We start from the raw sequence: 18,181 nt of genomic DNA on the forward strand, positions 1-18,181 counted from the left end.
AATCTCCATGGGATGTGAATGTTCGCCCAAGACAAACTCGATCTGATCCTGCGTCGCCATGAGGAGATCGGCCAAAAACTGGCGAGCGGGCCGGATTCCCAGACTTTCGTCGCCCTTTCGCGCGAACTCGCCTCGCTGGACGAAGTGACGGCCGCGATACGCGCGTTCCGCGAAGCCGAAAGCGAACGCGCGGGACTGCGCGACCTGGTCGAAGATCCCGCGACGGACGAAGAAATGCGCGCGCTGGCCGAGGGAGAGGTCGCGACCGCCGAGAGCAGGCTGGATTCGGCGCGGGAAGCCCTGAAATTCGCGCTTCTGCCCAAGGACGAAGCCGACGAGAAAAGCGTCATATTGGAAGTTCGCGCCGGAACCGGCGGAGACGAGGCCTCGCTGTTCGCTGGAGATCTCTTCCGCACCTATCAGAAATACGCCGCCTCGAAAGGCTGGAGCGTGGAGGTCCTTTCGGCCAGCGAAGGCGCTCTCGGCGGCTACAAGGAAATCATCGCGGAGATCATCGGCCGCGGCGTCTACGGCCGGCTCAAGTTCGAGTCCGGCGTGCATCGCGTCCAGCGCGTGCCCGCCACCGAGACGCAAGGCCGCATCCATACTTCGGCGGCGACGGTGGCCGTGCTGCCGCAGGTCGAGGACGTCGACCTCACCATCGACGAAAAAGACCTCAACATCGAAACGATGCGCTCCGGCGGCGCCGGCGGGCAGCACGTCAACAAGACCGAATCCGCCATCCGCATCACGCATATTCCGTCCGGAATCGTGGTCATGATGCAGGAGGAGCGCTCGCAGCACCGCAACAAGGCCAAGGCGATGTCCTTGCTGCGCTCCAGGCTATACGACGCCGAACGCGCACGCCTCGACAGCGAACGTTCGGCCGACCGCAGGCAGCAGGTCGGGTCGGGCGATCGCTCCGAACGCATCCGCACCTATAATTTTCCGCAAGGGCGCGTGACCGACCACAGAATCAACCTCACGCTCTATAAGCTCGACAAGGTGATGGAAGGCGAAGCCCTGGACGAGATCATCGACGCCCTGCTGCGCGACCATCAGACCAGGCTGCTCGCGCAAAGCGACCTTTGAGCGGCGCTCCGCCGCCCCATTTTAAATCGGCGCCGCCGGCGGCCCGTGACGAGCCGCTCCAACCCAGGCCCAAGCTTGACGAGCAAGCTCCGGCATGGGCATTGAAAAGCTCACTTTTCGCTCTCAGAGGTCTCGATGATTCGCTCCGCCCTGATGAATGTCATGACCGCCGCCGCCCTCAAGGCGGGACGCGGGCTGAAGCGGGATTTCGGGGAGGTCGAAAACCTGCAGGTTTCCGTCAAGGGACCGGGAGATTTCGTCACCGCGGCCGACAAACGGTCCGAGAAAACCCTGTTCGATGAGCTCTCGAAGGCCCGTCCGGGCTACGGCTTCCTGATGGAGGAAGGCGGCTCCGTCGAGGGCTCCGATAAAACCCACACCTGGCACATCGACCCGCTCGACGGCACCGCCAATTTCCTGCACGGGATTCCGATTTTCGCCATATCGATCGCGCTGGAGCGCGACGGCCAGATCGTCGCCGGGGTGATCTACAATCCCGCGACCGACGACATGTATGTCGCGGAAAAGGGCCAGGGCGCCTTCTACAACAACAGGCGCATGCGCGTCGCGGCGCGCCGCACCCTGGCCGATTCCATGGTCGCCTGCGGCATTCCCGCCTTGGGCAGAGTCGGCCTTCACGCCCGCTTCCAGTCCGAACTCGCCGCAACCATGGCGAAAACCGGAAATATCCGTCGCCTCGGAGCCGCGGCGATCGACCTCGCCATGGTCGCCTCCGGCCGCTGCGACGGCTATTGGGAGCGCGGCATCAAGCCGTGGGACATAGCGGCCGGGGTCGTCATGGTCCGTGAGGCGGGCGGATTCGTCACCGATCTCTCCGGAGGCGGCGACATGCTGACGAAGTCGGAAATCTGCGCCGGCAACGAAGCCATTCACCGGCAGCTTCTCGACGCCCTGAGGAAAGCATGAACCTCGCCGCGCGCGAGCCACAGCGCCCGCCCCTGGTGTCGAGGCGCGCGCCCCAGGAAATCGCCGAGCTGCTGGATGTTTGGGTCGCCTCATGGCGCGCCACCTACGCCGACATCGATTTCGACGCCCGGCGAGATTGGTTCGTCGATCATCTTTCGACTCTGGAGAGCGCAGGCGCCGTGACGCTTTGCCTGCACGCGGCGCCCCGCGGCGACATCAAAGGCTTTGTCGTCATCGACCCGGCGACGGGCTGGCTCGACCAGATCTGCGTGCACCCCGACCAGTTCGGAAACGGCGGAGCAGACGCCCTCATCGCAGCCGCCCGCGAGGCGTCTCCCGGCGGCATCCGGCTGGATGTCAACGCCGACAACGACCGGGCGCTACGCTTCTATTATCGCGAAGGCTTCATGCGCCTCTGCGACGGCGCCCTGAGCCAATCGGGCCGGCCGACGCTGGTGCTGGAGTGGAAACCCAGCTGATCGATCTCGTCAGGCCGGCGGCTCCAGCAAGGGGCCGGCCGATCGCAAGAGATCGCGCGGCCCCCTTCCCCGGCCCTTGTCAGTTCCCCTCGCCCAACAGCGCGATGCGGATCATATTGGTCGCGCCGGGCGAACCGAACGGCATGCCGGCGACGATCGCGATCCTGTCGTCATTGTCGTCGCCGAAGCCCTCGGCCCGGGCATGAGCGCAGGCGCGCTGCACCATATCCTCGACTCCGCTGGCGTCCCGCGTCTGCAGGGCGTGGACGCCCCAGACCAGCGCGAGGCGGCGCGCAGTGTCCCGTTTGGGCGAAAGCGCCAGGATCGGCGAGGCGGGCCGCTCCCGGGCGATCCGCAAGGCGGTCGAGCCTGAATCGGTCCAGGCGCAGATCGCCTTGACCCCGAGAGTCTGGGCGACGTCGCGCGCGGCCGCGGCGATGGCGTCGGCGGGAGTGGGATTCGGCGCCTCTCCACGCTGGGCGTTGATGATGCCGCGATAGACGATGTCCGTCTCGACCTCTTCGGCGATCCGGCTCATGGTCGCGACCGCGTCCTGGGGATATTGGCCTGCGGCGCTCTCGGCGGAAAGCATCACGGCGTCGGCGCCTTCGAACACGGCGGTCGCGACGTCCGACACCTCGGCGCGCGTGGGCACCGGGGAAAGGATCATTGATTCAAGCATTTGGGTGGCGACGACGACCGGCTTGCCCAGCCGCCGCGCCGCGCGGTTGATCCTCTTCTGAAGGCCCGGAACTTTCTCGAGCGGCAGCTCCACGCCGAGATCGCCGCGCGCGACCATCAGGGCGTCCGAAACCTCGATGACGTCGTCGAGCCGGGCGATCGCCTGGGGCTTCTCGATCTTGGCCATGACCAGGGCGCGCCCCTGCGTGAGGGCCTTGACCTCGAGCACGTCCTCGCGCCGCTGCACGAAGGAGATCGCGACCCAATCCACGCCCTCCTTCAGGGCCGCCTCGAGATCGGCGCGATCTTTTTCGGTCATCGAGGTGATGGGGATTTCGGTATCGGGAAGGCTGACTCCCTTCCGATTGGAGATGCGCCCGGCCACATCCACCACCGCGCGCGACCATTCCGGCGTCGCCTCGACGACATGGAGCCGCACCTTGCCGTCGTCGATCAGAATGGTGTCGTCGACCTTGAGGGCGGCGAGAATTTCCGGATGCGGCAGGCGCACGCGCTTGGCGTCGCCCGGCGCGGGGTCGGAATCGAATTGGAAGACATCCCCCTTGCGCAGATGCGCGGAGCCCTCCGCGAAGGCTCCGATGCGCAATTTCGGCCCCTGCAGATCGACCAGAACGCCGATGGCGCGGCCGAGGTCTTCCTCGATTTCCCGGATCATCCGCACATAATTGCCGAGCCCCGGGTGATCGGTGTGGCTCATGTTGATCCGGAAGACGTCGGCGCCCGCCATGGCGAGGCCGGCGACAACCGCCTTGTCCACGCTCGCGGGACCCAAAGTCGCGATAATCTTGACGCGCCGAAGCCTTCTCATAAACCCAAATCCTTCTGGCGGGCGGGCGCCCGCGGCATTGCCTATTGCGCGGCGGACCCCGATGGATCGGTCAACTGGACCGTCCAGTTTCTGGCGTCTCGACCGGTGTCGATCTCGAAGAAGCCTGTCCTGTCGAAGCCGCGCGCAAAGCAGTCTTCGCGCCCGTCTATCCTGAACTCGCGGTCGCGGGTGCACATGAAGGACTTGCCCTTCCACTCGCCCCCGCGTTCGTCCATCGCGTATACATAATAATATTGAGCCGCCAAAGGGCCTCTCAACAAGGTTTCGCACGCCGAGGGACGGAGGTTCCACCACCCTTCGGACAGCCAGCTGTGGCCGTCGGTATAGGCGATGGCGACGCTGACCCTGCCTGCGGTGTTGTTGCACAGCCGAAAATCGGCCTGCGCCGGGGTTACGCCGCAAGAGAAGCACGAAATCATGACAAGCGGGAGGACACGACGAATCATGGCGCGCAGGCGTTTACGAGCAGGAGAGCGAGCTTTAGCCAAACCACGAGCGCGCGGCTTTGTCCAGCCCGGGGAGAGAGCCTCTCGGAAAACCAGGGTCACAGGAGCTCGATCTTTCGGTTCAGCATCTCCGCCGCGCGCGGCGCGAAATAGGTCAGGACGCCCTTTGCTCCCGCGCGCTTGAACGCCAGCAGGCTCTCCATCATGGCCCGGTCGCCGTCGAGCCAGCCGTTCTGCGCCGCGGCCATGATCATCGCGTATTCGCCGGAAACCTGATAGGCGAAAGTCGGCGCGCCGAATTCGTCCGCCACGCGCCGAACGATGTCGAGATAAGGCATCCCCGGCTTCACCATCACCATGTCGGCTCCCTGCTCCAGATCCAGGGCGACCTCCCGCAGGGCTTCATTGGTGTTGGCGGGGTCCATCTGATAGCTGCGCTTGTCTCCCCGCAAGGTTTTCTTGGTGCCGATGGCGTCGCGGAAAGGTCCGTAAAAAGCCGAGGCGTATTTTGCGGCGTAAGCCATGATCTGAACCTGCTCGAACCCTTCGGCGTCGAGCGCGGCCCTTATGGCGCCGATGCGGCCGTCCATCATGTCCGAGGGCGCGATGATGTCCGCGCCGGCGCGCGCCTGATTGAGCGCCTGGGCGACAAGGACGGCGACAGTGGCGTCGTTGACGATCTCGTCGCCTTCGAGCAGGCCGTCATGGCCGTGGCTGGTATAGGGATCGAGCGCGACATCCGTGATGACGCCGATCTCCGGCACATCGGCCTTTATCGCGCGGCAGGCGGCGCAGACCAGATTCTCCGGATGATGCGCCTGGCTGGCGCGCTCGTCGCGCAATGCGGGGTCTATGTTGGGAAAGAGAGCGACGGCCGGGATTCCGAGCGCGGCGGCCTGAGCGACGGCTTCGACGGCGAGATCCACCGAGTAGCGGAACACCCCCGGCATCGACGGGACCGGCTCCTGCAGTCCGCTTCCTTCGATGAGGAACAGCGGCCAGATGAGGTCGGAAACATCCAGCCTGTGCTCGCGCACCAGCCGACGCGCCCATTCACTGCGCCGATTGCGGCGCGGGCGATGCAGCAGATTCAGCCGACCCGCGCCTTGCCCCTTCGCTGCCTGCTCGCTCATGAACCCCTCCCGCGCCGTTTGCTCGCCGGCCGCTCCCGCGGCCCTCGACGACCGCTCTATCACGCGCTGTTTTCAGGTAAAAGCGAACCTGTTGCGATCAACCTGTCCTGTATGCTTTATGGACCCGGCGGCCCTGCGGCCGCCCTGAATGCGAGACGCCTTTTGCTGCAGCGGCCACCACACAGCGACGCGGACCCCCATTGGCGTGACAATCGATCCTGACCCAAACAAGCCGCGAGATTTCACGCTCTCTTCGCGCCGAAGGAAAGCGCTTTCAACGCCGTTGAGATTGCTTTGCCTCTGCGCGTTCGGCTTCGCCCTCGGGCTGTCGTCGTTCTCTTCGGGAGTCCCGGCCGTCGCCCACGGCGAAGCGGCTCCCGCCGCCGGCAAAAAATCGGACGTAAAGAGCCGCTCGATCAAAAGGACGGCCAAGACCAGGGCGCCGCAACAACAAAAGAAGCAGGTTCCGCCGCCGCAATCCCCTCCGCAGCGCCCCGCCGGCGAGCCGTCTCCGGAAGGAGCTTCGCCGAAAAGGCCGACGCTTGCGCCGCTGCCGCCGCCCGATACGTCGTCGCCGCCGCCGATGCTGCCTCAGGCCTCTCGTGAGCGGATGCGAGAATGTGCGGAAGAATGGGCGCGCATGAAGACGCAGACTCCCGGCGCTCTGCCGATGTGGCGAAACTTCGCGGCAAAGTGCCTCACCCGCTGAAATCGCGCCGGTTTGTCGCGCTGCAGCGCGCGCGGCCATCGCAGGGGCGCCGCCAGCCTTTGCGCAATGCGCTCCAAACGAAAATCACCCGAACCGCGCTTTGCAAGCAGTGTCGGGTGATTGCTTAATCAGAACGTCGTGGCGGCGCGAAAGCGAAGACGCCCCGAAGTCGCGTAGCCGCCTTCAATCGGTCTCGGAAGTGACCGGGGCCGGCGGAACGACTTTCGGCTTACGCGGCGCGGCGCGCTTCTTGACGGCCGCCTTGCGCGTGGTCTTCTTCACGGCAGTCTTTCTGGCGGTCTTCTTCGTGGCGACCTTCTTGGTCGCGCCCCTCTTCTTCACCGCGGTCTTGCGCGCAGCCGTCTTGCGGGCGACCTTCTTCGTCGCGGTCTTGCGGGTAGCCGCTTTGCGCGTCGTCTTCTTGGCGGCGGACTTTCTGGTCGCAGCTTTTTTCGACGCAGCTTTTTTCGTCGCGGACTTCTTGGTCGCGGTCTTACGCGCACCCTTCTTCGCTGCGGCCTTCTTGGCCGGCTTACGCTTGGTTGTTGCTTTCGCCATCTTTGGTCCCCTTGGTCCCGTATTGTCGGAGTATCGTTCAGCCGACAACAGGTTGCGATAGCGTAACGTGGTTAATTGTGCGTTCAAGAGGCGCCGCACGAATTCACTCCGCCGGCGAATATCTTTGCGACCAATGAAGCGCGTTACGACGCGTTACGAGCGCGACGCGCATGCGCGCCTTTGTTCGATCGAACGATCAGCAGATGCTCCGACGACATCTTCAAAGACCTCGCGAACGCATCGAGACAAGGCGAAGCCGAACCGGCAAACACGGACCCGCCAAGCTTGCCCGCGACGCTTCGACATCTGCAATTCGAATTTCAATACATTGATTTTCTTCGGCTACGCCGACAAGCGCGCAACGTCGCCGCGCATGCGCATAGTGTTCTCGGCGTATCGATTTTGCTTGATCGAAGGCGGCGCGCGCGAGGCGTTCGAGCCGCGGTCGAGACGCTTGGCGGCGACTGAAAAAAGAGACGAACGGCGCCGGTGTGGCGCTCTCGCCGCAATCAAAAAAAATTATGGAGGATGCTTCCGAAAGGTCGAAATTCGGCGTGTCGGACATGCTGCAAAAACAAAAATCGCGCAGCGCGCCGCAAAACTGATTCGTCTTGCGGCGCGCAACGCGTCGGGATCAGATGCCGAGCTTCTTCTTGAGAAGGTCGTTGACGGCCTGCGGATTGGCCTTGCCGCCGGTGGTCTTCATCACCTGTCCGACGAACCAGCCGAGCATCGTGGGCTTCGCCAGAGCCTGCTCCACCTTGTCGGGGTTGGCGGCGATGACGGCGTCCACCGCAGCTTCGATCGCTCCGGTGTCGGTGACCTGCTTCATGCCCCGCGCTTCGACGATCTGTTCGGGATCGCCCCCCTCGGTCCAAACGATCTCGAACAGATCTTTTGCGATCTTGCCCGAAATGACTGTCTTCGAGATGAGGTCGACGATCGCGCCGAGCGCCTGCGCGGAAACGGGCGAACGGTTCACGTCCAGCCCTTCCTTGTTGAGGCGTCCGAACAATTCGTTGATCACCCAGTTCGCCACGAGCTTCGCGTCGCGCCCTTTGGCCGCCTCCTCGAAATAGTCGGCGCTCGCCCGCTCCATCACCAGCACGCCGGCGTCGTAGGGAGGCAGGCCGTACTGCTCGATGAAGCGCGCGCGCTTGGCGTCGGGGAGCTCCGGCAACTCGCGCGAGAGCGCGTCGACATAGGCCTGATCGAACTCCAGCGGCAGCAGATCGGGATCGGGGAAATAGCGATAATCATGCGCTTCTTCCTTCGAGCGCATCGAGCGGGTTTCGCCTTTGCCCGGATCGAACAGGCGCGTTTCCTGGTCGATGGCGCCGCCGTCCTCCAGTATCGCGATCTGGCGACGCGCCTCGACGTCGACGGCCTGTCCGATGAAGCGGATCGAATTGACGTTCTTGATCTCGCAGCGCGTGCCGAGCGGCTCGCCGGGCCGGCGAACGGAGACATTGACGTCCGCCCGCAACGAGCCCTGCTCCATATTGCCGTCGCAGGAACCGATATAGCGCAGGATTGTCCGCAACTTTGAGACATAGGCCCGCGCTTCTTCCGCCGAGCGCATGTCTGGCTTGGAGACGATCTCCATCAAAGCGACGCCTGAGCGGTTGAGGTCGACATGGCTCTCCGTCGCCGACAGCTCGTGGAGAGACTTGCCCGCGTCCTGTTCGAGATGCAGCCTCTCGATGCCGACATTGATGCGCTCGGTCGGAGAGACGTCGACGATCACCTCGCCTTCGCCCACGATCGGATGTTTGAACTGCGAGATCTGATAGCCCTGGGGCAGATCGGGATAGAAATAGTTCTTGCGGTCGAACACCGAACGCAGATTGATCTTCGCCTCCAGGCCGAGCCCGGTCCGGATCGCCTGCGCCACGCATTCCTCGTTTATGACGGGCAACATGCCGGGCATGGCCGCGTCGACCAGAGAGACATGGTCGTTGGGTTCGCCGCCGTATTCGGCGCTCGCGCCTGAAAACAGCTTGGCCCTGCTGGTCACCTGGGCATGTATCTCCATGCCGATGATGACTTCCCAATCGCCAGTCGCGCCCTTGATGAGCTTGGAAGGAGTGGCCGGTGTAGCAGTCATGGGGGGTTCCTCGATCGACGCCGCAAAGATTGGCGCAAGATATAGACCAAAAGCCTGGATTGCCGAAAGCGGCGCCTGCGGCGGCGTGGCGATCCTCGGCGTTCAAAATACGCGAGGTTGCGGCCGCGGCGCCCTGCGATGGCGGCGACGGCGCGACGCGCGCTTCGCGACCGCCTGCGCGCCGCGGACCGAATGCCGCCTTCCCATCCGGAGCCGAACGCCTATCCGCGCCCCAACGAACCAGCCTGAACGCGGCCTGATCTAGCCGCCGTCCTCCGCGGACTCGTCCCGCGACCGCGGCGCTTTGTCCCCCATGAGCTTCTCTTCATATTGGATCGACCACTCGATGGCGGCGCTCCAGAGTTTCAGGGCGAGCTCCATGGAAAGGCCCTCCCGCCGCGCCGCGCCCAGCACGCGCGCGATGACCTCGTCGACCCGCTCCTGAACCAGCGCCGGCACGCCGAGCAGCGGCTTTACGCGCGCCGCCCGTTCGATCTGCCGCTGCCGCTTGGCGAACAGCGCCACAATCTCATCGTCGAGACCGTCGATGGTCCTGCGCACATCGGCCATTTCTTCCTGCGGCGACATTTCCCGCGCGTCTGGGGCCTTGTTCATGGAGATCATCCCCACCACGGCGCAGGAGATTGGATCTTCGGCGCCGCCTGTTCTATCGCGGAAGCCAGCGAGAACAGCGTTTCCTCGTCGAATGGGCGTCCGATCAATTGCAAGGCGAGCGGCAGGCCATTGCCCGAAAGGCCCGCCGGCAGAGCGAGGCCCGGAAGCCCGGCCATGTTGACCGTCACCGTAAACACGTCGTTGAGATACATCTCCACCGGATCGGCGGAACCCTTTTCGCCGATCGCGAAGGCGGGCGACGGCGTGGCCGGCGTCAGCACGGCGTCGACGCCGGCGGCGAAGGCGATATCGAAATCGCGCTTGATCAGGCTGCGGATTTTCTGCGCGCGCACATAATAGGCGTCGTAATAGCCCGCCGAAAGCACATAGGTGCCGATCATGACGCGCCGGCGCACTTCGGCGCCGAAACCCCTGGCGCGGGTTTTCTCGTACATGTCGGTGATGTCGCGGCCTTTCTCACGCAGGCCGTAACGCACGCCGTCGTAACGGGCGAGGTTGGAAGAGGCTTCCGCCGGCGCGATGATGTAATAGGCCGGCAGCGCAGTGCGCGTATGCGGCAGCGAAATCTCGACGATCTCCGCGCCGGCGTCCTTCAGCCAGGCGACGCCCTGATCCCACAGCGCCGCGATCTCGGGCGAAAGTCCGTCCAGCCGGTATTCCTTCGGAATGCCGATCCGCTTGCCCTTCACCGAGGCGCCGATCGAGGCCTCGTAATCCGGAACCGGCGCGTCGACGCTGGTGGTGTCCTTGGGATCGTGGCCGGCCATCGAGCGCAGCATGATCGCGGCGTCACGCACGGTGCGGGTGATCGGACCGGCCTGATCCAGCGAGGACGCGAAGGCGACGATTCCCCAGCGCGAGCAGCGGCCATAGGTCGGCTTGACGCCGACGGTCCCGGTGAAGGCCGCCGGCTGGCGAATGGAGCCGCCGGTGTCCGTGGCGGTGGCGCCGAGGCACAGATGCGCGGCCACCGCGGCGGAAGAGCCGCCGGAGGAGCCGCCGGGCACGATCCTGGCGGTATCGAAACCGCCGCTCGCGTCTTTGCGGCGCCAGGGCGAGATCACCGGGCCGAAGGCGCTGGTCTCGTTGGACGAGCCCATCGCGAATTCGTCGAGGTTGAGCTTGCCCAGCATCAGGGCGCCGTCGCGCCACAGATTTGCGCTGACGGTCGATTCATAGGGCGGCGTGAAATCGTCGAGGATCCGGCTGGCCGCGGTCGTGCGCACGCCCTTGGTGCAATAAAGGTCCTTGATGCCGAGCGGCAGGCCTTCCAGCGGCCGCGCTTCGCCCTTCGCGATGCGCGCGTCGCTGTCCCTGGCGGATTGAAGCGCGAGTTCGGGCGTCTTGGTGATGAAGCAGTTCAGCGCGCCGGCGCGCTCGATGGCGTCGACATGGGCCTTCGTCAGCTCGGTCGCCGACAGCGTCTTGGCTTTCAGCGCGTCGCGCGCCTGACTTAATGTGAGATGCGTGGGCTCGGTCATTATGGTTACTCGATGCTTCGCGGCGTCGGCTGAAGGGGCTGGAGCTTACTCGATCACCTTGGGCACGACGAAAAAATGATCTTCGCGCTCCGGCGCGTTGGCGAGGACGTCGTCGGCGATGCCGCCGTCGGTCACGACGTCGCTGCGCTTTTTCATCTTCATGGGCAGGACGGAGGTGAGCGGCTCGACCCCGGAGACGTCGACCTCGCTGAGTTCCTCGACGAAGGCGAGAATGGCGTTGAGCTCGCCCTGCAGACGCTCGACCTCGGCGTCCTCGACCGCAATACGGGAAAGATGCGCGATACGGCGAACTACCGCTGAATCGACCGACATTTTGCTCTCCGTTGTTTCTTCTTGCTGGGGCTATAGCATCCGGCGCTTTCGCGGCGCAATGCGGCAGGAGGGCGAGCTTGTCGGGGAGGAACTTTTGATGTGGAGCGCCCTACCTCCCCCGACGCGAGGAGGTCGACCGCCGAAGGCGGTCGGGTGGGGGCAAAAGGCGCGAGTTTGGGTGGAAAACCACCCCACCCCGCCGCTTCGCGGCGACCCTCCCCCTCGATGGGAGGGTAAGCGCCCTTCGCCTAAGCGCCCAGCCCTGCCCCGCCTTGGCTGGACGAGCCAAACCCTCTACCCTCGCGGCACAGTTTTCAGTCAGAGGGGGCTTTTTTTGGCCGGGGAAGCAGAAGGCGGCGAGCTGAAGATTTCGAGCCGAAAAGAACTGGAAGAATGGCTCAAAAGCCTGCCGCCCGAGCAGGGGCAGAGAGTTGCCGCGGCAATTGCCGCGCGGGCGGCGTTGCGCGTCGCTTGCCTTGCCGATGCTTACCGGATGCACAAGGTGTTTCCGCTAGGCGACTTGTCGACGCTGATGTTCGTGACATTTTCTCTAGCGGCCGTCGTCAGAGCCGCGACGCAATACCCCAATCGCGCCAATGAGCTTCGAGATTCCGCGGAATCCATCATCCGCGATTCACTCTCATTGCCCGGTTTCACCAATCCCGTCGGCGTCAATGTCCGAGACTGCACGGTTTCTGCCGCTCGCTCGGCGCTTTACGTTCCCGCTCCGGACATCTTTACCGGTTGGGCTGGATTCTGCGCAGCGTCAATTGAATACGCTACATTCGCAGCCGCAAATGCCGCCGCAGCCTCAACCCAGACTTTCTTTGCCGAAGCAGTGGTGGCCGCTCGCGACGACGCAGCGAAGCTGATCTGGGCGTCGGTCGCAGGCGACCTTTCATATTTCGCCTCGGGTAGCGCCCCGAAAGCTCTCGCTTCGAAACCGCTCTGGCCCGATGGCGAGCCTCCTTGGGCGCGCGACTTGAGAGTTTCGCTGCGCTTTGCGTTACCTCCCCAAAACGACTGGCAAGTCTGGTTCGATTGGTATGACCGCCGCCTCGCAGGCGTTTCGGACCCCGAAGAAGTCGAACTCGTCTTCGCCACCGTCCCTGAATCCGAACGCGCCAAGGGCCCGGCAGCGGCGAACCGATGGATCAGGGATCGGCTGGAGGAGCTGCAAAAGGAGGCGCTGTCGCAGCAGCCCGCTGCCTCTTGGGATTTCTTCATCAGCTACAGCACGCATGACGAGGCCGACGCCCGCGAGGTCGCCGCCGTGATCGAGCAGGCCGGCTATTCGACATTCGCGCAGTTCAAAGACATGGCTACCGGCAACAATTTCGTTCGTGAAATGCAGGCGGGACTGGATGATTCAGGCCGGGTAATCGCGCTCTATTCGCCCAACTACGAAAAATCCGACCATTGTCAGGCGGAATGGTCCGCCGCCTACAACAGCGATCCTTCAGGCAGGCAGCGCAAGCTCATTCCACTTCTTCTGCGCCCGACAGCCCTCAACCCGCTCGCGCGGCAAATCGTCTATAAATCGCTCGTCGGATTGTCGAAGGAACAGCGCGGGGTGGCAATCCTCGAGGCCATCGCGCCCAAGCCGGCGAAAAGAGACGTCACGCAAATCCGGGCTGAACTCGCCGAAACCGCGAGCCCGCAACCAGCTCTCAATGACACGAACCAGCTGGATGCAGGCCCGAACAAGGTTTTCGACAAGCCGTTTGTCGATCAGGACTTGGTCGAACTTCCCTATATCCAGCGCACGCTGATCAAGACGATACGCCGCGCATTGCCGCCCAACGCTCCGAAAATACTGGATTCGGCGCTGCGCTCCTACGACGAGGAGCTGCAAGAGCGAGGCTTGCAACCGATTATCGGCATATTAAAGGCGCTCGCTTCCGCGCTGGAGAAGGAAATCGAATCCATCAAAGCCACAGAACCAGAGCTTCTGGGCGTCGGCAACGCCGATCTCTTCGAGTCGTTCTTGGAAAATCATGGCCTGCTCGTCACCCACTTTCCGCTCAAAAACGAAGAGAAGTTCGCCGATATCCCAATTGACGAAACCGAAGCCACTGGCGATGCTCTGATTCAGCCAATCGCGGAGGTCTCCGAAAAAATGCAGGAGATGGTTCAAGTCGGGCTCGCAACCCAGAACATCGGCAAAATCACGGAGAATTCCGCTCAATTCGCCAAGGACATCGCGCCGTTGCCACCAGACATCGCAGCGTCCGATCCTGGCTCGCGCCATGTGACCCTTAAGCGCCGTTACGTGCTCGGCACTCTCGGTTTTCTTGTCGCCCTCTATAATATCTTGGGCTCGACCGCCTCGATCCTCGCAACAGAGCAAGGCGCGGCGCTGTTCCAAGCCGTCGGTAAGGCGATTGAAGAATTGTCGAAATTCTTGATTTAGAGCGATGTCATCGCGACCGCGAGCGAAGCGAAGCGGGAAGCGATCCAGGGGCCGCGCCAATCCCTCTGGATCGCCGCGTCGCTGCGCTCCTCGCGATGACGTTCCCTCTTATGGCGGGCGGAGCGCGCAACAATTGGCGCAGTGGCCATGCAAATTCCGCGCATGGCGGATCGCTTTCCCGCCCCGCCACTATATCTCCAGCGCCTCGCCGATGCCCCCGGCCCACACCTTTGTATTCACCCCTTTCATGGCGGCGACGAAGGCGGAAGGATCGGGCGCGATAGCGTCGAAGGTGCCGTAGTGACACGGGATCACTGTGTCGAAACTGAAGAATTTGCGCACGGCGAACGCGGCCTGCGGCCCGTCCATGGTGAAGCGGCCGCCGACCGGAACGATGCCGATGCGCGGCGCGTAGAGCTCGGCGATCAACGCCATGTCGCCGAACACGCCGGTGTCGCCCATGTGATACAGCGTCGGCTCGCCAGGACTTTCGACGATCAGCCCATTGGCGGGGCCGAGATAGATCGGCGCGCCGTCGATCATGGTGCTGGCGGAATGCCGCGCATCGGTGAGGCTTACGGAAAATTCGCCGCAGGGAATGCGCCCGCCGGTATTGCCGGGATTGGTGTTTTGCGCCCCCTGCTCTTCCAGGAAGCTGCAGATCTCGAAATTGCCGACGATCTCGGCGCCGGTCTCGCGCGCGATCCGCAATGCGTCGCCCACATGGTCGTCATGGCCGTGGGTGAGCAGAATATGGGTCGCGCCGCGAATGGCTTCCTCGAAATCTCCGGTGAATTTCGAATTTCCGGTGAGAAAGGGGTCGGTCAGGATGACGCTCGATCCGATCTCGAGCCGAAACGCCGAATGGCCGAGCCAAACAATCTTCATGACCTCTTCGTCTCCCGCGCGGGCTCTCGCCGCCTGTCGCATGATAACGCAAAATCAGCGCCGGGTTTGCGTGGAATCTGCGCAAAAGCGTGATAGCACTTCGGCCATGACCAAGGGACCAAAGACGCTCGAGGAACTCGCGGAAGCGCTTCCCGCAAAAGGCCGGCTCATGGGGCTGGACCTCGGCACGAAAACCATCGGACTCGCGCTTTCGGACGTCGAGCGCCGCTTGGCTTCGCCGCTGGACACGATCCGGCGCGTGAAATTTTCAGCCGATGCCGAAGACCTGTTGAAACGCGCCCGGGATTTCGAGATCTGCGCCTTCGTCGTCGGCCTGCCGTTGAATATGGACGGCTCGGACGGCCCCCGCGTTCAGGCGACGCGCGCCTTCATGCGCAACCTCGCCCGGATGACCGAGTTGCCTCATGTCTATTGGGACGAAAGGCTCTCGACCGCGGCCGTCACGCGCGAATTGATCGCCCAGGACGCCTCCCGGGCCAAGCGTGCGGAAGTCGTCGATCGCATGGCGGCGGCTTACATATTACAGGGCGCGCTCGATCGGCTGGCTAGAATCTAGCCGCGGCAGGATGTTGTCTCCATTGTGTCTGCGCGCGATTTCGACTTGACGGACGACGTCACCAGCCGCAGCCTCTTTCGAAGGGATAGCCGCAGTTGGGATAGCCGTAATAAGGATATTGCCAACCTTGGTAGACGTTTCCATCCCAGTAATAACCGGGATAGTAGTAATTGTAGCGCAGCCTCGGCTGCGTTGCGCATGCAGCGCGAGGACGGCGGCGGTGGCGAGGATAATCCTGGCAATTTCGGGCGGACGCCAGCGTAAAGCCGGCCTCTTCCATCGCGGAAGGCGTCGCCTCCTGACCGGGGCCGACCCAGGCGGCCGCACCCTGGGAAAAGCCGACAGCGACCATAGCGGCAAGAAGCGCGGATCTCGCGAAAGCCCTCATCCCGTCTTTTCCCCTTTTCCTGTCAGGAAGCATACAACCAAAAAGGCGAACAACAACATATTGACAACCATTAGGAGTAATCGCATTATAGCCTAAACAATTCCGCCCGTTACGAATTTAAGCTGGCAGCGAGTCGTTATGGTCAATAATTCTAATTCGGCCTCGGGCAACGGCAAAAAACACAACGGAGCCGCCTCGCCGCAAACCGACATAACAGATGCGGAGAGCCTTTCCGTCGCGGCGTATATCGCCGACCTGACCGCGGAGATGGCCCAGCTCGCCGCCCGGGGCAAGCTGCCCATGCTGGCTTACTTTCTGAATCTCGCCCGCGTCGAAGCTCAGATGTATGTGCGCGAGCACGGCCGGCAGGGAATTTCCGGCGAGAGCTGACGAAGGCCGCCGGCGCGAAAAACCCCGATCATCGCAGGACGGACGAGGCAGTCAGCGAAACGAGCGCTCCGCCATGGCGCTCCAGCAGCCCTTCGAGATCGAGATCGCAGAGCACGCTCTGGACTTCGCGCGCCGGCAATTCGGCGGCGCGAATGAGTTCGTCGAGCGGTATCGGCGCAGGCGAGAGCAACGACAGCACCTTCGAACGAGCGTCGGGCTCCTCCCCGCCAGCGACCGCCCCCTCGTGACGAACGATCGCCGCCTCGGCCCGAAGCGGCGAAGCCGTGGTTTCCTGTGGCGGCGTCGCTGCGGGCTCGGGCGTTTCGGCCGGATGCGGAGCTTCGTCATCCCTGCGCTGAAGCCAGAAAAGGTCCAGCTCTTCGAACAGGGGCTCGCTTTCCAGGACCGAAGCCCTCTCGCCGAAGAGGTCCGCCCCCGGGGTCGGCCCCCGCCTGCGGGCGGAGGACAGTCCATCGACGACGTCCTTCACGTCGCTGCACAGCGTAGCGCCGTCCCTGAGCAGATCATTGGTTCCGCCGGCGCGCGGATCTAACGGCGAACCGGGCACCGCGAATATTTCGCGCCCCTGGTCCAGCGCGAAGCGGGCGGTGATCAGCGAGCCGGAGCGGCGCGCGGCCTCGACCACGATCACGCCGAGGCTGAGACCCGAGACGATGCGGTTGCGTCGCGGAAAATCCCGTCCCCGCGGCTCCCACTCCAAAGGCATTTCCGAAAGCGCGACGCCGCCGGACTGCACGATCGCTTCCAGAAGCCGGAGATTCTCCGACGGATAAGGCTTCGCATGTCCGCCGGCGAGTACTGCGATCGTGCCCGTCTCCAGCGAGGCGCGATGCGCCGCGGCGTCGATCCCGCGCGCAAGTCCCGACACGATGACATAATTCTCGCGACCGAGCCCGCGCGCCAGCATTTCGGTCATGGTCGTGCCGGACGCCGAAGCGTTTCGCGAGCCGACGACGGCGACGGAGGAGCTGCGCAACAAGGCGGGGTCGCCCCGCGCCGCGAGTATCGGAGGGGCGCTGTCGATCGCCCGGAGCCGAGGCGGATACAGCGGGTCGCTCATGGCGATGAAGCGCACGCCCATTGCGGACGAGGCGTCGATCTCGCGCAAGGCCTCGTCGCGCTCCGCGATCCGTATCGCGCGCGCAGCCGAAGAACGCGCAATCAGGCCCGGCAGGGATTCGAGCGCGGCCGTGGCGGAGCCGAACCGATAGATCAACTGGCGAAAAGTGCGGGGGCCGATGTTCTCGCTGCGGATCAGGCGAATCCAATCCACCAGCTCCGCGTCGGACAGCCCCCGGCCCTGCATCAGGATTTCTGTCCGATGCGGCTTTCCTGGCCCGAAAGCAGGCGGGAGAGGTTTTCCCGATGCTTCCACCACAGCAGCGCGGTCATCAGCGCCACCACCGCAGCCTCGTCGCCATGGCCGAAAGCCCACAACGAGGCCGGCGCCGCCACCGAGGCGAGCAGCGCCGAGAGCGAGGAGAAACGCCATATCGCCGCGGCCGAAAGCCACACGGCGCAGAACACCAGCCCCGCTGGCCAATAGAGCGCAAACAGTACGCCGAGGAAGGTGGCGACGCCCTTGCCGCCGCGAAACCCGAGCCAAACCGGCGCAATATGGCCGACGAAGGCTGCGATCCCGGCGAAAATTGCGGCCTGCGGCGAGAGCCATGCGCCGAGCAGCGTCGCCGCCGTCCCTTTCAGCGCGTCGAGCAGCAAAGTGGCGGCGGCGAGATCCTTGCGCCCGGTGCGCAGCACATTGGTCGCGCCTATATTCCCGGAACCGATGGATCGGATGTCGCCGGCTCCGGCGAGGCGCGTAAGAATGAGACCAAAGGGAATCGATCCCAGCACATAGCCGAGGGCGAGGGCTGCGATGTCGGCGGATACGGGGGATAGTGAGGACATGAGCGAAGGCGACGCGTCCGGGTTGAAGGGACCTTCATGGCGCCTTGCGCGCCGTCCCTCGGCTGGAATTCGCGCGATGCTAGCCGAGCCGTTGACTCGCCGCAACCAGAGCGTGGCGTCGGCGCGGGGCTTTCCCGCAAAAGGCTGAACCTCGATGCGAGGGT

Annotated in this window: 19 protein-coding genes; 7 read left to right on the top strand and 12 right to left on the bottom strand. The window is 63.9% G+C overall.

What is annotated here, in order from left to right:
* Positions 1 to 18 precede the first annotated feature (18 nt).
* From prfA to H2LOC_RS06080, 3 genes are all read left to right on the top strand, one after another.
* Complete coding sequence (prfA, locus tag H2LOC_RS06070) at positions 19 to 1,092, top strand: peptide chain release factor 1 (protein WP_136495576.1); 1,074 nt, start codon at positions 19 to 21, stop codon at positions 1,090 to 1,092.
* Between the two features lie 135 nt (positions 1,093 to 1,227).
* A complete protein-coding gene (locus tag H2LOC_RS06075; RefSeq protein ID WP_136495577.1) occupies positions 1,228 to 2,019 on the top strand; it encodes an inositol monophosphatase family protein in 792 nt (263 codons plus the stop codon).
* Entirely contained in the window at positions 2,016 to 2,498 is a 483-nt protein-coding gene (locus H2LOC_RS06080; protein ID WP_136495578.1) for a GNAT family N-acetyltransferase, read from the top strand. The genes H2LOC_RS06075 and H2LOC_RS06080 overlap by 4 nt, the downstream gene beginning before the upstream one ends.
* 79 nt (positions 2,499 to 2,577) lie before the next feature.
* Here H2LOC_RS06080 and pyk read toward each other — a convergent pair whose 3' ends face one another.
* From pyk to hemB, 3 genes are all read right to left on the bottom strand, one after another.
* The gene (gene pyk, locus H2LOC_RS06085) at positions 2,578 to 4,008 is read right to left on the bottom strand and encodes a pyruvate kinase (protein WP_136495579.1); all 1,431 of its coding nucleotides are present in this window, start codon (positions 4,006 to 4,008) and stop codon (positions 2,578 to 2,580) included.
* Between the two features lie 41 nt (positions 4,009 to 4,049).
* Positions 4,050 to 4,475 carry a DUF1036 domain-containing protein gene (locus H2LOC_RS06090; protein ID WP_136495580.1) on the bottom strand — a complete coding sequence of 142 codons (426 nt, stop codon included), beginning with the start codon at positions 4,473 to 4,475 and terminating at the stop codon, positions 4,050 to 4,052.
* 98 nt (positions 4,476 to 4,573) lie between these two features.
* Positions 4,574 to 5,608: a porphobilinogen synthase gene (hemB, locus tag H2LOC_RS06095; protein WP_136495581.1), complete on the bottom strand. Its 1,035-nt coding sequence runs from the start codon at positions 5,606 to 5,608 to the stop codon at positions 4,574 to 4,576.
* A gap of 283 nt (positions 5,609 to 5,891) precedes the next feature.
* Here hemB and H2LOC_RS21365 point away from each other — a divergent pair, with 283 nt between their 5' ends.
* A complete protein-coding gene (locus tag H2LOC_RS21365) occupies positions 5,892 to 6,317 on the top strand; it encodes a hypothetical protein (protein WP_162009704.1) in 426 nt (141 codons plus the stop codon).
* Between the two features lie 183 nt (positions 6,318 to 6,500).
* On the opposite strand, the gene H2LOC_RS06100 is transcribed toward H2LOC_RS21365, so the two are convergent.
* The 5 genes from H2LOC_RS06100 to gatC form a co-directional block, all read right to left on the bottom strand.
* A complete protein-coding gene (locus tag H2LOC_RS06100) occupies positions 6,501 to 6,875 on the bottom strand; it encodes a histone (RefSeq protein ID WP_136495583.1) in 375 nt (124 codons plus the stop codon).
* Between the two features lie 634 nt (positions 6,876 to 7,509).
* Positions 7,510 to 8,982 (bottom strand): Asp-tRNA(Asn)/Glu-tRNA(Gln) amidotransferase subunit GatB, encoded by a 1,473-nt coding sequence (gatB, locus tag H2LOC_RS06105; protein WP_136495584.1) that lies wholly within the window; start codon positions 8,980 to 8,982, stop codon positions 7,510 to 7,512.
* Positions 8,983 to 9,243: 261 nt separating this feature from the next.
* Complete coding sequence (locus H2LOC_RS06110) at positions 9,244 to 9,597, bottom strand: chorismate mutase (protein ID WP_136495585.1); 354 nt, start codon at positions 9,595 to 9,597, stop codon at positions 9,244 to 9,246.
* A 5-nt stretch (positions 9,598 to 9,602) separates the two neighbouring features.
* Positions 9,603 to 11,099: an Asp-tRNA(Asn)/Glu-tRNA(Gln) amidotransferase subunit GatA gene (gatA, locus tag H2LOC_RS06115; protein WP_136495586.1), complete on the bottom strand. Its 1,497-nt coding sequence runs from the start codon at positions 11,097 to 11,099 to the stop codon at positions 9,603 to 9,605.
* A gap of 45 nt (positions 11,100 to 11,144) precedes the next feature.
* Entirely contained in the window at positions 11,145 to 11,432 is a 288-nt protein-coding gene (gatC, locus tag H2LOC_RS06120; RefSeq protein ID WP_136495587.1) for an Asp-tRNA(Asn)/Glu-tRNA(Gln) amidotransferase subunit GatC, read from the bottom strand.
* 178 nt (positions 11,433 to 11,610) lie between these two features.
* On the opposite strand from gatC, the gene H2LOC_RS06125 reads away from it, so the two are divergent.
* On the top strand, positions 11,611 to 13,845 hold the full coding sequence (locus H2LOC_RS06125) for a toll/interleukin-1 receptor domain-containing protein (RefSeq protein WP_162009705.1): 2,235 nt from the start codon (positions 11,611 to 11,613) through the stop codon (positions 13,843 to 13,845).
* Positions 13,846 to 14,034: 189 nt separating this feature from the next.
* On the opposite strand, the gene H2LOC_RS06130 is transcribed toward H2LOC_RS06125, so the two are convergent.
* Entirely contained in the window at positions 14,035 to 14,733 is a 699-nt protein-coding gene (locus H2LOC_RS06130) for a metal-dependent hydrolase (RefSeq protein ID WP_136495589.1), read from the bottom strand.
* Positions 14,734 to 14,839: 106 nt separating this feature from the next.
* Between H2LOC_RS06130 and ruvX the strand changes: the two genes are divergently transcribed.
* Positions 14,840 to 15,310, top strand: a complete 471-nt coding sequence (gene ruvX / locus H2LOC_RS06135; protein WP_136495590.1) for a Holliday junction resolvase RuvX — start codon at positions 14,840 to 14,842, stop codon at positions 15,308 to 15,310.
* A gap of 58 nt (positions 15,311 to 15,368) precedes the next feature.
* On the opposite strand, the gene H2LOC_RS06140 is transcribed toward ruvX, so the two are convergent.
* Positions 15,369 to 15,698 (bottom strand): hypothetical protein, encoded by a 330-nt coding sequence (locus tag H2LOC_RS06140; RefSeq protein ID WP_136495591.1) that lies wholly within the window; start codon positions 15,696 to 15,698, stop codon positions 15,369 to 15,371.
* Between the two features lie 138 nt (positions 15,699 to 15,836).
* Between H2LOC_RS06140 and H2LOC_RS06145 the strand changes: the two genes are divergently transcribed.
* Positions 15,837 to 16,088 (top strand): hypothetical protein, encoded by a 252-nt coding sequence (locus H2LOC_RS06145; protein WP_136495592.1) that lies wholly within the window; start codon positions 15,837 to 15,839, stop codon positions 16,086 to 16,088.
* Between the two features lie 28 nt (positions 16,089 to 16,116).
* Here the strand turns inward: H2LOC_RS06145 and dprA are convergent, their stop codons facing one another.
* Both dprA and plsY read right to left on the bottom strand, forming a co-directional pair.
* Positions 16,117 to 17,415 (bottom strand): DNA-processing protein DprA, encoded by a 1,299-nt coding sequence (gene dprA, locus H2LOC_RS06150; RefSeq protein WP_136495593.1) that lies wholly within the window; start codon positions 17,413 to 17,415, stop codon positions 16,117 to 16,119.
* Positions 17,415 to 18,017 carry a glycerol-3-phosphate 1-O-acyltransferase PlsY gene (plsY, locus tag H2LOC_RS06155; RefSeq protein WP_136495594.1) on the bottom strand — a complete coding sequence of 201 codons (603 nt, stop codon included), beginning with the start codon at positions 18,015 to 18,017 and terminating at the stop codon, positions 17,415 to 17,417. Before plsY ends, dprA begins: the two co-directional genes overlap by 1 nt.
* Positions 18,018 to 18,181 lie beyond the last annotated feature (164 nt).

This window comes from Methylocystis heyeri, from assembly GCF_004802635.2.
In the GTDB taxonomy this organism is placed as follows: domain Bacteria; phylum Pseudomonadota; class Alphaproteobacteria; order Rhizobiales; family Beijerinckiaceae; genus Methylocystis; species Methylocystis heyeri.